Source organism: Sorangium sp. So ce1504 (genome assembly GCF_051521635.1).
GTDB classification, from domain to species: domain Bacteria; phylum Myxococcota_A; class Polyangia; order Polyangiales; family Polyangiaceae; genus Sorangium; species Sorangium cellulosum_B.
Map to the genome: position 1 here is coordinate 10,820,196 of NZ_CP150365.1, position 14,838 is coordinate 10,835,033.

The 14,838-nt window shown below is 70.5% G+C and carries 9 protein-coding genes; all 9 read right to left on the minus strand.

The features are described from left to right. Nucleotides 1–7 precede the first annotated feature (7 nt). Nucleotides 8–1,393, minus strand: coding sequence for a salicylate synthase (locus tag WMF39_RS40660; RefSeq protein ID WP_437741818.1), 1,386 nt, complete (start codon nucleotides 1,391–1,393; stop codon nucleotides 8–10). A gap of 925 nt (nucleotides 1,394–2,318) precedes the next feature. Further along, entirely contained in the window at nucleotides 2,319–5,723 is a 3,405-nt protein-coding gene (locus WMF39_RS40665) for an ABC transporter permease (protein ID WP_437741819.1), read from the minus strand. Next, a complete protein-coding gene (locus WMF39_RS40670) occupies nucleotides 5,720–6,607 on the minus strand; it encodes an ABC transporter ATP-binding protein (protein ID WP_437741820.1) in 888 nt (295 codons plus the stop codon). The genes WMF39_RS40665 and WMF39_RS40670 overlap by 4 nt, the downstream gene beginning before the upstream one ends. 20 nt (nucleotides 6,608–6,627) lie before the next feature. Next, complete coding sequence (locus WMF39_RS40675; RefSeq protein ID WP_437741821.1) at nucleotides 6,628–7,971, minus strand: hypothetical protein; 1,344 nt, start codon at nucleotides 7,969–7,971, stop codon at nucleotides 6,628–6,630. Between the two features lie 30 nt (nucleotides 7,972–8,001). Then, nucleotides 8,002–8,940: a ferric siderophore ABC transporter substrate-binding protein gene (locus WMF39_RS40680; RefSeq protein WP_437741822.1), complete on the minus strand. Its 939-nt coding sequence runs from the start codon at nucleotides 8,938–8,940 to the stop codon at nucleotides 8,002–8,004. Further along, nucleotides 8,937–9,389, minus strand: a complete 453-nt coding sequence (locus WMF39_RS40685) for an ExbD/TolR family protein (RefSeq protein ID WP_437526347.1) — start codon at nucleotides 9,387–9,389, stop codon at nucleotides 8,937–8,939. Before WMF39_RS40685 ends, WMF39_RS40680 begins: the two co-directional genes overlap by 4 nt. Before the next feature lie 2 nt (nucleotides 9,390–9,391). After that, nucleotides 9,392–10,150 carry a MotA/TolQ/ExbB proton channel family protein gene (locus WMF39_RS40690; protein WP_437741823.1) on the minus strand — a complete coding sequence of 253 codons (759 nt, stop codon included), beginning with the start codon at nucleotides 10,148–10,150 and terminating at the stop codon, nucleotides 9,392–9,394. Nucleotides 10,151–10,238: 88 nt separating this feature from the next. After that, on the minus strand, nucleotides 10,239–13,043 hold the full coding sequence (mxcH, locus tag WMF39_RS40695; protein ID WP_437741824.1) for a TonB-dependent siderophore myxochelin receptor MxcH: 2,805 nt from the start codon (nucleotides 13,041–13,043) through the stop codon (nucleotides 10,239–10,241). 236 nt (nucleotides 13,044–13,279) lie between these two features. Next, nucleotides 13,280–14,671, minus strand: coding sequence for an MATE family efflux transporter (locus tag WMF39_RS40700; RefSeq protein ID WP_437741825.1), 1,392 nt, complete (start codon nucleotides 14,669–14,671; stop codon nucleotides 13,280–13,282). Nucleotides 14,672–14,838: the final 167 nt, after the last annotated feature.

A 14,838-nucleotide genomic window follows, 5' to 3' on the forward strand; every position in this document is an offset into this window, starting at 1 on the left:
CCCTGCGTCACACCGGCTCGCTGGCGAACTCCGACCGCACCAGGTGGCGCGCCACGCTCTGGAGCTTCTCGCAGGTCTCCTCCAGCTCTCGCTCGGGCGTCGACTCCGCGACGATCCCGGCGCCCGCGCGCAGCCAGACGCTGCTCCCCCGCTGGAAGATCGTCCGCAGCACGAGCGCCGCATCCATCGCTCCGTCGTGGTCCAGCGTCAGGACCGCGCCCGAGTAGAGGCCCCGGCTCTCCGCTTCGTGCCTCCGGATCCAGTCGACCGCCTCCCTCTTGGGGATCCCCGACGCGGTGATGGCGGGGAACAGCACCTGGAACGCCGTCCAGGCCGTGTTGCCCGTCTCGAGCATGCCCGAGAGCCGTGAGGCGAGGTGCTGAACGGTGCCGCGGCGGGATATCGCCATGAACTCGTTCACGGTCACGCTCCCCTGCTTGCAGACGCGGCTGAGCTCCTCGAACGCCAGCTTCACGGACATCGCGTGCTCGGCCAGCTCCTTCGAATCGCTGAGCAGCTCGGCCCGCAAGCGCGCGTTTTCATTGTCGTCCGAGACGAGCGCCCGGGTCCCGGCGAGCGGCTGCGTCATCACCTGCCCTCCGGCGGTCACCTCGAGCACGGTCTCCGGGCTGAACCCGGCGAACTTCAGGCCGCGGCAGTTGACGACGAACGATCGGGCCGGGGTGTTCTGTCGCCGCCCGGCGACGTACGTCGCGATCAGATCGACGGGCGCGGCGACCGGGACGACGCGCGACGCGATGACCTTGTGGAGCTTGCGCGCCGCGATCTCGTTCGTCGCCGCGGCCACCAGCTCCTTGTACTTCGCCGCGCCGGTCGTCTCGAGCAGCCTCGCGGGGAGCACCTCCGACGGGACGGGGGGGAGACCGGCGACGTCGCTCATCCCGCGCGCATGGCGCCGGTTCGAGGAGGCGAGGACGTCCACCATCCTCTCGAGCTCGTCCGAGGTCAGCGCTCGAACCAGCGCCGTGCCGCGCTGGAGGCGGATCTCGACCTCCGGGATGGTCAGGTGAAGCAGGGGCTCTGTGCCGAGGTTCGCCTCGATGCCGTGCAGCAGGTACGCGAACTCGAACGAAGCCGTGCCGTACGCGCGCCAGCCACGGAGCGGGATCGACGCGAGCGCCGCCTCGACCGCGGCGAGCCAGTCCCCGCCGGGACAGCTCTGCTTCCCTGTCGCGTCGATGCGGTGCACGCCGTGTACGTCTGCAGTGAGCTCGAAGGCCGCGCCGAGGGCGACGCTCCACTCGCCGTCGCGCTCGTACACGAAGTACGTCGCGTGCGAGCCCGACCTGGCGAGCGCCGCCGCGAGGTCGATGGGGTCTGCGCCGATCGAGACGCGGCGCTCGAAGTAGTGCCGTTGATGAGAGATGTTCATGCTCGCCCCGCACGTGAGTGATGCCGTCCCGGGCCGCCTGCGCCTCGATTTCTTCGAGGGGAGCGAAAGATGGCACATCCACCCTGTCGCTCCGCATCGCTTCCGTTGTTCTTACATAAAAGTTGCTTTTGCAACACAGGTCACCTCTGGTACGAGAGGCCGCAACCGAGACGTCAGTCGCAGGAGAAGCACGTGAGCTCTTCAGCCCACGTCCCGCTCGCTACGGGCAGTGTTCCAGGCGCGAGCCACGGCCGCGCCCCCGCTTCGTGCTCGGGTGGCGAGCCTTCGAATCGGGAACAGGCGTCACGGTAAACACGTCGACCGAGCGGCAGATGGTCGAAGCGTTCCTCTTCGCGCGCCTTCCAGCATCGACCCGCGGGCCCTGCGAGGGTTCGCAGGCCCATGCGGTCGCACCCCATCCAGACGAGATTCTCGTCACGACATGACAATACGACAGCGCCCGCCCCCGCGATCTGCGGGTCGGAGCTCACGCCGACCTGTCATGGACAGCTATCGCAAATGTACCCCTCCTGGCTCGCGACGCCATGCCCGTGGAGCGTGGCCTCGCGAGCGCCGATAGGCACGACGCTGAGTCGCCTACATCTTGAAGCTGCGTACTAAATTCATATACATATGAATTGCATCAACGTCAAGCCGGGCGGACGGCGAATTCGTGCGGCGGACACGATCGCTCCCCGGAGGCGCCTTCGCGCTTAATTTGAGCGGATCTGGAGGAATTCGACCTCTCAGATCACAATCGAAAGTCTAACGAAATAGGTCGACGATGCGCTCGTCAGGCGCCTCCCTACTCAGCGCGCACCAGCGCAGCCAACGGGTCCTCCATGCCGCAGCGAAACATGTTCGTTGCACAGCCCTCATCCTCGTGACGCCCGAGGATGTGCAGGCGCGGCGAGGGCTCGCGCCATCAATGGGGGCCTGCCTTCCACGCGTTGTCCCGCGGCGAGCGTTCGAATGAGGGCCACGCGTCGAAGACGACGAACTGCGCATCGCTCTCCAATCTTGCCGGCACGCGGGTCACGCGCGCCGGCGTCTCCTCGTCGTGGAAGCGTTGAACGATCTCGAACGAGCTGGAGACGGGCCGCCAGCCACCCCCCTCCCACCGCGAGCGCTCGCCGCGAACCTCCAGCGCGCCGCCGTCGGCGATCGCGACCGTCACATCCGAGGCCGAAGGGGGACCCAGGAGGCGGTCGGCCATGATCGGGCCTGCTGCTCGCGCGAGCGCGCCTCGGACCGGTTCTCCGGAGCGCACCATGTCGGCGACCCGCGTCGCTGCGCGCAGCGCCTCGGCGTCTCCGATGGCCTGCGCCCATGCGAGGGTCTCCAGCGGAGCGTACGCCATGACCCAGCTGGCCGCGCCGTCATCGGCCAGACCCGACACGGGCGCGTCGAGGGCGCCGAGCGCATCCGCGACGTCATCGCTGCGGCGATCCAGGAGCGCGAGCCACGCGTCACCGCCATCGGACCGCCGCACGCATTCGAGCCCGATCCACCCCGCGACGCCGTTGATGAGCCACCGCGCCCCCGGCTCCGCGCGCAGATCGGCGCGGTCCGCGAGCGAGCGCGCGGCGAGCGCCTCGGCCACCGCAGCCCGCCGCTTCAGGCGTCCGGCGCCGGACGCGGCCACGTCCCAGCCGTCCCCTTCCGGCAGCCACAGGACCGCGCCGTGCGCCCGGATCTCGCCGAGGTCGCGCGGCGCCTGCACGACCGTCGTCACCTCCGGGACGGCCCCGAGCCGCGCGTGAACACACGCGCCCATCGCCTGGACGTCCTCCAGGACCTCGCGCGCCGTACCGGAGCGCGAGGGGCCATGCCACGCCGTGAGGCCCTCCTGCCGCAGCTGTCTCGGCTCCGCACCCCTGGGCAGCCACGCCACGGCGAAGTCGAGGCCTTGTGTCGTGCTCCCCTCGACAGGCGTGCTCACGCCTTGCTCGGAGAACGACACCGACCAGCGCCAAAGGCCCGCCGGCGCCACGGCGAGGGCGGGTACCAGCGCATTCCTGTCGAGCGCGCCGGGGCGCTCCGCGAGCCCCAGCTCACGGCGTGTGGATGGAGATCGCAGCGCTCGCTCTCCGTCGTGCCCGAGCCGCGGGACGAGATCGGCCGCGCGCGCCCACACGCCGGAGCCGTCCAGCCACGGCGCCTCCCCCTCTGCGAACCAGCGGGGCGACGCGATCGTGATCTCGAGCTCGACGTCGCACCCGCTCTGCGCGCAGCTGCCCAGATCGACCATGAAGTGCTCGTTCGCCGTGACGACCTCACGAGGGGAGCCGTCGACCTGGGCGCTGTCGATGTCCATCCCGGTGCGCAGGCTCCCGTGCAGCTTCGCCGCGCTGGCCCGCACTCCCCGCAGCGTCCAGCGGACGCGGGCGGTGCGCGCGGACGGCGCGATCTTCGCCTCGACCTCGCCGCCCTCCACGGAGAACGCCGACGCTTCCGGCCAGAAACGGGCTTCCCAGGCCGCGTCGCCGGCGTTCTCCTCGCTCTTCGATGCGAAGCCGCTCTGCACAACGATCTGCTCGTGCAAGATCGTCGATGAGCAAGCGATCACAAAGAGGCTGAGGGCCGCCAGGGCTCCCGCGCCCTGGGCGAGCTGCCGCTCTGCCCCGCGCCATCGGTCGATCCTCCTCAGGGCCGTGCCGCGCGGGTAGGCGAGCCACGCCAGGGCCACGGCGAGGCCGACGCAGCCGAGCTTCAGGATGCCCATCTCGAGCACCGGCACGAGCCACGGAGACCACCCCGAGAGCTCGGAGAGGGCTACATGCACCGGGATCCCCAGCTGCGCGGGTGGATACGAGACGATGTCGATCTCATGATTCACGAGCGCGATGAACGCAGCCAGCATCGAGGCGGCGTACCCCGTACCGGGCGAACGCACGAGCGCGTGGACGAGGAACGTGATCGCGCCGAGCTCCAGCAGGGCGGGCGCGGCGACGAGCGCGTTCACGAGCAGCGCATTCCACGGCTCGAAGCTCGAAGGGAGGGTGAGACCTGTCACGATCCACGCCGAGAGCGTCGGCGCCAGGGCCATGACCGTCGTCAACAGGAGGGCGGCGACGGCGCGGCCAACCACGCGTGTGCCGAGCGGCGCCAGCGTCGCGTCGATCATCTCGTCGAACCCGGATTGCTGATCTCGACGAGCGAGCGCCCCCACGAACCCCGCCACGGCGAACACGGAGAACACGTAACAAAGGCGGATGAGGAACGGCGCGAGCAGCGCAGGCCGTGGGACCAGCGGCCCCTCGGCGTGCCCGATCACATGGTAGAAGGCGCCTGCCACGTTCATGAGGGTCCAGAGCGCGACCGCGGTGCGGAACGCCCACCCTCGGGTCGTCAGCGAGAGGTGCCAGCGCGCCTCGGACAGCGTCGCGCGGAGCCAGGATGGCGCCGTGATCGGCGGCAGCGCTGCGACGGCGGGCGCGGCGGGCGCGGCGGCACGAAAGGTCGCCTCGCCGCTCGGCGACGGCTTGCCGGTCCGCCCGAGCACGAGCGACTCGCGCCCGTGCCGCACGAGCGCGAACGCCAGGACGGCGAGGGGGACCAGGGTCCAGAGGAGCCGATTGACGAGGAGCGGCGCGGTCATGGCCAGCTGCGCCGTCGCCTTTTCGTGCGGCGTCCAGCGCTTCGTCTGCGCCTCCGCCTCCCCGAAGCCGCTCACGTCGACCACGGTCGCGATGTCCGTGTGCAGGTCACCGCCCCGCAGGACGATCATGGCCACCATCCAGATCAAGATGACCACCGCCGCCACGGCGAACGGCCCGGCCGTGCTCCGGGTCCGGAGCGCCGCAGTCAGGTAGAGCGCCCCGAGGCCGATGGCCGACGGCACCACGAAGAGCGCCCACGACGACGCGATCGCCAGGATCGGCGTGGGCCCGACCGCCTCTTCGGGGAACACCCCGAGCGCGGCGAGCCCGGGGACGAGCAGAAACCCGAGCGAGCTCGCCGAGCCCAGGATGCAAGCGAGCCCGACCGCGCCGATGTAGCGCGAGATCAGCAGCCCGCGAAGCGACACGGGCGCGGAGAGCACCAGCTCGTGGAGCCCCGCCGCGCGATCCCGCGTGACGACCTGCGCGAAGATCCACGCCCACGCGAAGATGAGCCAGAACGATTGCCCGGAGGTCATCAGGAAGACCACATGCGGGCTGTTGCGCGCGACGTCTGCCCCGCCCATGTCGCGCAGGTACTCCGCGCTCGAGAGCATGATGAACAGATAGCCGACGAGGCCGACGAACATGAGCGGGACGAGCGACGTACGCAGCCCCGCCCGCAGCTCGTGCCACGCCTCGACGACATAGGTGCGCGCGGAGCTCATGCGGCCTCCGCCTGTCGCGACTCGGCCAGCAGGTAATGATAGGCATCGTCGAGCTTGGGCGCGTGAGCGACGAAGCCGTCGCCGGGCGACACATCGCGCACCACGACGGCGCGGGTGCCGCTCGGCGTGGGCGAGACGTTCAGCGCGTCGTCGGGGATCGGCTCGCCCCGCGCGTACGTCCGGGTCCACAGGCGGTCCGCGAGCGGCGCGGTCAGCTCGGCCGGCGCTCCCTCGGCGACCACGCGCCCCCGGTTGACGATGGACAGCCTCCCGCAGAGGTTCTCCACGTCGTCCACGATGTGCGTCGAGAGCAACACGACGGCCTCCGCGGCGACCTCCGCGAGCACGCGATGAAAGTGGTTGCGCTCGGCCGGATCGAGGCCGGCGGTCGGCTCGTCGACGATGAGGAGCTGCGGAGATCCCACGAGCGCGAGCGCGATGCCGAACCGCCGCAGCATGCCCCCGGAGTACGTCGCGACCTCGCGGTGGCCGACGTCGCTCAGGTTGACGCGCGCGAGCAGCGTCGAGATCTCCGCGTCGCGCTCGCGCCGGTCCGTGCGCCCCTTCAGCCATGCGAACCGCTCGAGCAGAGACCGCCCCGTCACCCCCGGGTACGCGCCGATCTGCTGCGGGAGGTACCCGAGGCGGCGGCGGAGGCGGTCAGGAGACGCAATGACGTCGATCCCGTTGAACGTGATCGTCCCCGCGTCCGGCGCCTGGAGCGTGGCGAGGGTGCGCATCAGCGTGCTCTTGCCCGCGCCGTTTGGACCGAGGAGCCCGTAGAGCCCCGGTCCGACGTTCAGGTGGACGCCGTTCAGCGCTCGAACGCCGTTGGCGTACGTCTTCGTCAACCCCTTCACGATCAGCCCGTTCGAGTTGGACATGGGATCCCTCCGCATCCGGTTCAGCGCACGCGCAACACGCTCCACGTGACGCCAGGCATCGTCAGCGCGCGCGCGGGCGCGCCGTCTCCGGTCGTCCGCACCAGCGTGGTCGACTCGAAGCCTGTCGTTGACTCGTTCTCGTAGGCTTGTTCGTCCACCTCGAACACCTTGATGCCGCCGGCGAGCGGCTGGCGATCGAGGCGCTCGGCCGATCCTGGATCGTCGAGCTGGATGCGCCACGTCTGCCAGTCCTGCGCCGCGTACGCCTCCAGATGGGTGGCGTCGGCGCCGGGCGAGAAGCTGCCGGTGTCCAGCACGCGCACGTACGCCACGCCGTCGGAGCCAGGGACGATGCCGCCCGTCGGGCCGCCGGTCACGTCGTTGAGCGCCACGACGTCGGCGTCGAGCTCGTCCTGGCCCGCCGCCAGGCGCGCCATGCACGGCGCAGGAGCTCTCTCCGGGTCGGTCATGAAGACCGAGGCGACATAGGGATCGGACGAAAAATAGATGTCTCCGCCCGGCGCCTTCACCGTGTTGAGGAGGCCTCCGCAAGGGGCGGCCTTCACCTCGAACGAGCCGTCGGTCGGATTGAAGAAGAGGATCTTCGACTCGCTGGCCACGCGATCGTACGCCGCGCTCACGCCGTACAGCGGAGCGACGAGCCGGCCGCCATGCTCACGAAAGTTGGGCTCCCCGACGAATGTGTAGTCCGCGGCGTCGATCTGCGCGTCCGACACGTCGATGCGCCGGGAGATCTCCATGGCGGCGAGGTCGAGCTCGAGCACCTGCCCCGAGACGAGGTCGAAGAGGAACCCTCGGTCCGGGCCGTCGAACACCATCTTCTCCGCGAGGAGGACGGAGATCCCGGCTCCGCCGAGCCCGAGCCGGGCGTCGAGCTCCGGTTTGCCGGCGACCACCCTGTATTTCGAGACGGTGAGATCTTCGGAGCTCACGAGGTAGAACACCTCGGTTCGCGGGACTCCCCAGATAGAGCCTCTCCCGGGGAGCTCGATGGCCTCGTCCAGGCGAACGGCCCCTCCGCTCAGGTCGTCGACCACCCAGACGAACACGGTGCTGTTCGTGAAGTCATTGTCCTCGATGCGGCTGATGGTGGCATAGCGGGGGCCGCCGTCGTCCGGCTCCTCGACGCCGCTCTCCCCGGGGTCGCTGCCGCAACCAGCCATGAGCGGCAGGGACAAGAGGCACGCCATCGCGACTGGCCATCGCGCGCGCCCCTTCACGTTCACGCATCGTTCGGTGAACCGCCGCAGCCGCCGCAGCCGCCGCCCTTGCTCGCCACGCCGGGCGCTCGAGCGTGCGGCGGCCTCGACCTCGAGGAGCCTGGCAGTACCTGAAGAGTTCATCTCTCGCTTCCTTTCTCGCGTCGGGCTTCGCTAGGGCGCGCCTGTGGATCGCGAATGTCGCGTGAACCTCACGCGGATGGGCGGCGACGTCGCCGTGATGAGCTGGCCTCCCTCGTCGGCGGCGGGCAGGAATCGCTGCCTGCGGGCGCAGGCGAGCGACATCTGGCCGAAGCCGTATCCCGGGTCCGAGAGGAGCTCCGCCGAGGCGACGGTGCCGTCCGAACGAACGACCGTGCGAATGACCACCGTTTGCTCGTCCACCGAGAGCGCGTCCGCTTCGCGTGGCCAGGGGCAATTCCACTCCCGCGCGGGCTGCCCGACGGGCCTCGCGCGCGAGGGGCCCCCCTGCCGGCGCTCCGGAGGAGCGCTCTGGTCCACACGCGCGGCGTTCACCGCCTGCGGGCTCGTCCCCGCAGAGGAGGTGACACCGCCGGCATACCGCTCTCCGCGGCCAACGGCGATGTCGAACCCGGTGAAATCGAGCGGCGCAGCCGCGTTTTCCGCCAGGGCAACCTGCCCTGCCTGCGCGGGCGGTGGAGGCGCGGAGGGCGCGTCAGGCGCCCGAGGAGCGGCAGGAGCGGCCGCGCGCGCGGGGGAGCGCTCGGCGGCCCTGGGCGCCGGAGCTTCCTCGAGCGGCGAGGGGCTCGGTGGCGACGGCGGTGGGGCCAGATCGACCACGTGCTCGACCTGCAGCGGCGGGCGCGCCTCGCGCTGGCTCGCCGCCGTGTCGTCCGGTCCCAGGCGGAGCGCGATGATCCCGACCGTGCCCTGCATGACGGCCGCCGGCATGAGCGCGAGCACGAGCGCTCGGGCCGAATGTTCCTTGACGGCTCCCAGGATGATCCCGGCCGTGCTGTCGGCCGCGAATGCGCGGGCCCGTCCCCTCGCGCGCCGGGGCTGGACGTGCGAGCGCGCCGCGTCGAGGACGATCCCGGCGACGCTCTCGGGGTGGAATTCCGATCGAATCATGGGTGGCCTGTCCTCTCCGCCGCATGGGCCTCGGCCTCCGGGCGGACGGCGCCGAAGGCGACGCGCGCGATCCCCGCGGCTTTCAGCGTGTCGAGCACCGTCATCACGCGGCCGTGCGAGGCGGCGCGGTCGGCCTGGATCACGGCCCGGAGCTGCGGATCGCGCGACAGGGCCGCCCGCGCGCGCTCGCGGAGCGCAGCATCGTCGATCGCGGCCCCGTCGACCTGCACGGGCCCCTCCGCGGGCAGCACCACGCTCAGCACCGCCTGGACCTCTTCGCTCTGCGACGCGTGCGGCAGATCCAGCGGGACGGCGGGCGCGACGACGATCTTCGCGGTGACGATGAAGATGATCAAGAGGACCAGCGTGATATCGACGAGCGGCGTCACGTTGATCCCTTCGATGATCCCGCCGCGGCGGGATCTCGCGCTCTGCCCGGCGCTCGCCACGACTAGGCCGCCTCCGGGCGGGACGCCTCGCCGTTCATCGGCTCGTCGATCGAAGCGCCGCCATGGGCCGCGCGCGCGGGCTCGACACGAGAGGACGGATACGCGGCCTCTCCGGTCGCCAGGTAGGCGAGCACCAGGTTCGAGAGCGTCTCGGCGTCGTCGAGCATCGCGGCGATCCGGCGCTGCAGGTAGTTGTAAGCGGCCACCGCCGGCAGCGCGACGCCGATGCCCACGGCCGTCGCCACGAGCGCCTCCGCGATCGCCGCCATGACCGCGGCGGAGGCGACCTGGCTCGCAGCCCCGCCGCCCGCCGCCCCCGTGGCCTGACCGAGCTGCTCGAACGCCAGGATCACGCCGATGACGGTGCCAAAGAGGCCCACGAAGGGCGCGTTGTTGCCGAGGGTCCCGAGGTACGCGAGCCGAGCCTCGAGCGCCTTCCGCTCGGCGGCCATCGCGCTCTGCATCCCCTTGTCCGCCGCGGCCGACCCGCGCTGCGCGAGCCTCAGGCCCGCGCGGGCGACGATCGCCCCGACCGACCGCATCGGCCGGAGCGCGTCGAGCGCGGCGGCGACCGAGCCGTTCGACAGGTGGGCGTCGAGCTCGGCGGCGAGCGCGCGCACGTCGTCGTCCTTCGAGCGGAAGTAGAGCCAGCGCTCGATCGCGATGGCGATGCTGCCCGCCGAGAGCGCGAACAGGAGCCACAGGACCCAGGACGCGCCGGACTGAACGAGCAGGTTCTTGACGGCTACAACGGTGTGCATCTCATCTCCTCGGGTTCGTGTGCTCCGCGAGCCGCAGGGCCTGTTGGTTCGTCGCGTGGCCGTTCATCCCATCACCTGCCCCTCGAGCTCAGAGCTCCGCCGTGGTCTTGACGTAGAAGCTCCGTCCCGGGCGCGGCGTGCCGAAGAAGTCGAACACACGCTCATCCGTGAGGTTCTGCATCTCGAGCGTCGTGCTCAGGCTCGCGCTGCCGCGCCGGACGACGTATCCGAGCCCGGCCGAGTGCACGAGCTGCGAGGGGATCACCTGCTTGGACTCACGCCGGCCGAGGCTCTCCCAGGTGCGGAAGTACTCGTGTACGTAGCGGCTGTTCCACGTGAGCGCGACCTCGTCCTCCGCGGCGAAGACGCGGCGAAACAGGAGGCGCGCGGTGCCGTTGGCGAAGAGGTACGGGCGGTTCGGGACGCGATCTCCCTCGAAGGCGCCGAACGCCCCCTCGCTCGAGGTGTTGCGGAAATCGAGGTAGGTGACGTTGCCGTCGAGCGCGAGGTGCTCCCCGGGCGAGGTCCATCCGGCGGAGCCTTCGACGCCGAGCGACCGCGCGCCGTGGACGTTCTCGTAGCTCTGGTCCCGATCGTTGCCGAGGAGCACGATCAGCCGGTCCGCTGCGCGCAGGAAGCCATTGCCCGTCGCGCGAAAGGCGCCCGCCGGCGTCTCGCGGGCGTCGAGGGTGAGCCCGAGGTTGACGTTGTGGCTGATCTCGGGATCGAGCCCGAGGTTGGCCGCGATGAACGTGTTGTCGCCGAAGACCTCGTCGGGGCTGGGCAGCCGCGTCGCCCACTCGTAGGACGCCTTCCCGTAGAGCCACGGCGTGAACCTGTACCGGAGCGCGTCGCCGATACCGAAGCGGTGGGTGCTCCCGTCGCGGTCGCGCGCAAGATCACCGGCGGCCGGGCTCTCGCTCGCGACGCGCTGCACGTACTGCTTGATGAACAGGACGTTATCGAGCCGGTCCTCGAGCAGGTCGAGGTCGTATTCGATGCCGTTCACCAGCGCGAGCACGCTGCGCCGATCGGAGAGCGGATCGGGGCTATCCAGGTCGCTTTGCCGGCGCTCATCCCCCGTCCGTGTCACGTAGGTGGGCGCGACGGCCAGGCGGACGGCGTGCGACGGCCGGATGCGCCATTCCACGTTGAGGCGCGCGAAGGCGGAATGGTCCCAGAAGACCTGGTCGTGGGGGACGGCGTCCGTCTCGCCAGGCTCGCTGTCCTCGGGGTCGCAGCGTCCCATCCAGTCGTAGTCGCAGGTCGCGACGTCGAGGAAGCGCCCTCGGACGTACGCATAGCCGCCCACCGCGTCGAGCGACACGCCGCGCCCCAGCGGCTGTTCGTAACGGAGGTTCACGCCTGCCGACGTCTCTCCGTACGTCACGCCGCCGTACGGGACCCTCATGACGAGCTTGTGCTGGTACTCCTTGTCGTAGTCGGTCACGAAGGCGCGCAGGCGCAAGCGCCGCGCCCACGGCCGATCGACGACCCCGAGCTCCACGTGGCCTCCCGCGCTGCGGTACGCGTCGTGAAAGCGGTAAACGCGCGCGGGCGAGAAGCGCCCGCGCTCGTCCTCGACCTCGAGTTCGACCGGGTAGTCGTTCTTCGCGTAATCGAAGAAGCCGCTCGCGCGGGCGAACAGGCCGCTCGGCCTGTGCAGGTGGCTGCCGGCGAGCGCCGCTCGGTGGGTATCGAACGAGCCCACCTCGTAGGACGCGCCGGCGCGCGACGCGCAGAGGTCCTGATCGGTGATCAGGTCGACTGCCCCGCCGAGGGCGTCGGCGCCGAGGCGCACCGGGACCACGCCGCTGTAGATCTCGACGCGCTCGACGAGGCCTACCGGCACATTGGAGACGCCGAAGGGATAGCCGGCCAGATCGAGCGGCACGCCGTCGAGGAAGAACCGCACCTGATCGCCCGTCAGCCCGTTCAGCGAGAAGCGCGTGGCCGAGCCGAGGCCTCCCTCGCGGCGCACGCCGACCCCCTGCGTGCGCGCGAGCACCTCGCCCATGTCCGAGGACTCCCGCTTGACGCGGTCCGTCTCGACGACCGTCACGGCCTCGGCCGACTGCCGGCGCCGCTCGGCTTCCGACGGCCCGCGCACGGTCACCTCGATCGGGGCCTCCTCGCCGGATGGCACGAGCCGCAAGGCGATCTCGGCGACGTGCGCTCCGGCGATCTCGGTCTCGACCTCGGCCCGGCCGACGCCGCTCGCCTCGGCGATCACGACGCAGGGCCCGGGCGCGAGGCCCTCGATCCGGAACCGGCCCTCGCCGTCGGTGCGCGTTCGCTCGGCCCTGCCATCCTGGTGCCGCACGAGCACCTCGGCGCCGGCGACGCCGTGGGAGCTCGCGCCGGGCAAGAGCACGCGCCCGCGGAGCGCGCCGCTCGCAGGCGCCTTCGGGAGGTGAAACTCGTAGGCGTAGAGGATCCGGGAGGCGACCGGGGTGTCCCCCCGTCGCGCAGGCGAAAACAGGAAGCGCTGCGCTGCGGCCTGCGCCGCCTCGTCGAAGCCGTGCCCCGCGGCCTGCGCCACGTCCGCCGCCGACACCCGCCCATCCGCCTCGATGCTGAGCCTCAGCACGACGGTCCCCTCCCGGCCTTGCGCGAGAGCGGCCGCCGGGTAATCGGCCTCGACGAACGAGGTGAGGACCGGCGGGTGATTCTCCGGCGCCTGTCGGGGTTCATCCGCGGCGCCCGGAGGCGCTTCGCCGTCCGGCGCGGCGTCCCGGGCCGGCTCCGCCGGCGAGACCGCGCCGGCGTCCTGCGCGTGCGCGGCCCCGCCGGCGAGCAGAGCTCCGGCCGCGACAAAAGCGGCGGCGCCGGCGCTCCTTCGCGCCCGGGACGGGCGCGCTGGGCCTCGACGCGCGGGAGCCTCGGAGTTCATGCGGCGACATTTATAGCAACCACGAATCTGTTGCAACAGTTTTGCATGTGAACTTTGGATGCCGTTCATGGCCGCGCGCAGCGATCCGCGCGGGCTCTCTGGGCGGGCGAGGGAGAAGGGGACACCGCGCGCGGGGAGGGGCGCCGCGCGCGGGGGTCGGCCGGTGCGTGCTGCTGCCTGGCGGTCACCGGGTGATCGCCGCGGGCCGGCGGGAGATCTCGGAGGCCGGGCCGGGCTCAGCCGGCGGGCGCTTCCCTGAGCGCGGCGCTCGTCTCCACGTCGCGCCCGTCGAGCCTGCGAAACTCTCGATTCACCATGACGAGCACGAGGAGGAACATCGCGACATCGATGGCAGTGGTCCCCCAGTAGACCCCGCTCACCCCGACGAGCCTCGGGAGGAGCCACATCAAGGGGATGAAGAGCACCACCTGCCTCAGGAGGGCGACCACGCTCGCGAGCTTCGCCCTCTCCAGGCAGGGGAACAGCACCAGCGCGTTGAAGACATACGGCAGAAGGGGCAGCACGGCGATGTAGATCCGGAAATCGAGCAGCTGCTGCGCGGTGAACTCGGACCCCGGCAGCAGGAAGCCGAGGACCGCGTTCGGGGCGAGCATCATCGCGAGCCAGAACGGCAGGACGAACGCGACCCCGGCGAGCCCGAAGAGGTTGAAGGCCCGCTTCACCCTGACGTAGCGCTGCGCCCCGTAGTTGATCCCTTCCACCGGCTGCAAGGCGCGCATCAGCCCGAGCATCGGGGTCAGCATGAACAGGAAGAGGCGGTTGCAGGCGGCGTAGAAGGCGACGTCGTTCTCCGTGCCCTGGCCCGAGACCGCGTTGTAGACGACGACGTTCTGGGCGATGCCCATGATGGTCAAGATCATGCCCGGCATGCCCAGGGAGACGATCTGCTTCCGGATCGCCGGATCGACGCGGATCGTGCGCCAGGCCGTGTCGAACGAGGCGCGCCCCCTCGCGAAATACAGGAGCCCCACGACCGAGTACACGAACATCGCCGCGTTGGTGGCCCACGCCGCGCCTTGCACGCCCCAGCCGAACGTGTGGATGAACAGCGGCTTCAGGAGGACGTCCACCAGCAGGCCGAGGGAGATCATCCACGCCGCTGTCTTCATCTTGCCTTCGCCGCGCACCGTCATGTTCACGGCCAGGCCGTGAACCCAGAACACCGAGCCGAGCGCCGTCACCTTGAAGTACTCGGTGCCGTACGCGAGGATCTCCCCGGTGCCGCCCATCATGCGCACCAGCGGCTCAGCGAACACGTAGGCGAGCACGGTGTAAGGCAAGCTGAGGAGCAGCGACAGCCCGTTCACGCTGCCCAGCAGGCTGTGGAGCTTGCTCTTGTCGCCGGCGCCCAGGTAGATGCTGAGCGCCGTGCCCGCGCCCGTCCCGACCAGGCTGCCGAGGCCGAGCGTCATCTGGGACAAGGGGTAGGCGATGCCGACGCCGGCCAGGGCGCTCTTGTTCATCAGCTGGCCCACGAACACGGCGTCCAGGAAGGCGTTGAGCCCGTAGAGCACCATGGCCAGCACCGCCGGCCACGAGAGCTCCCACATCACTCTCGTCAGCTTCCCCTCGAGGATGAACTGCTTCTGCGTGTCTCTATCGTTCATGGCACAGATCTCCGTCGATTCGTCTCATCGACTCCACACGGCCGAAACCGCGCCGCCCTCCACGCGCGCGACGACAACGCAGCTGGAAGAAATCTGTTTTCATGACGTCCCCACATCGAGAGCGCAGACGTGAGCGTCCGCAGGCGCCAGGGTGCCCGCGAAGCCAC

Excerpts from the sequence above, each read along its gene's own strand:
- WMF39_RS40660 (WP_437741818.1), bottom strand. The coding sequence starts at position 1,393 with ATGAACATCTCTCATCAACGGCACTACTTCGAGCGCCGCGTCTCGATC.
- WMF39_RS40665 (WP_437741819.1), bottom strand. The coding sequence starts at position 5,723 with ATGAGCTCCGCGCGCACCTATGTCGTCGAGGCGTGGCACGAGCTGCGG.
- WMF39_RS40670 (WP_437741820.1), bottom strand. The coding sequence starts at position 6,607 with ATGTCCAACTCGAACGGGCTGATCGTGAAGGGGTTGACGAAGACGTAC.
- WMF39_RS40675 (WP_437741821.1), bottom strand. The coding sequence starts at position 7,971 with ATGAACTCTTCAGGTACTGCCAGGCTCCTCGAGGTCGAGGCCGCCGCA.
- WMF39_RS40680 (WP_437741822.1), bottom strand. The coding sequence starts at position 8,940 with ATGATTCGATCGGAATTCCACCCCGAGAGCGTCGCCGGGATCGTCCTC.
- WMF39_RS40690 (WP_437741823.1), bottom strand. The coding sequence starts at position 10,150 with ATGCACACCGTTGTAGCCGTCAAGAACCTGCTCGTTCAGTCCGGCGCG.
- mxcH (WP_437741824.1), bottom strand. The coding sequence starts at position 13,043 with ATGAACTCCGAGGCTCCCGCGCGTCGAGGCCCAGCGCGCCCGTCCCGG.
- WMF39_RS40700 (WP_437741825.1), bottom strand. The coding sequence starts at position 14,671 with ATGAACGATAGAGACACGCAGAAGCAGTTCATCCTCGAGGGGAAGCTG.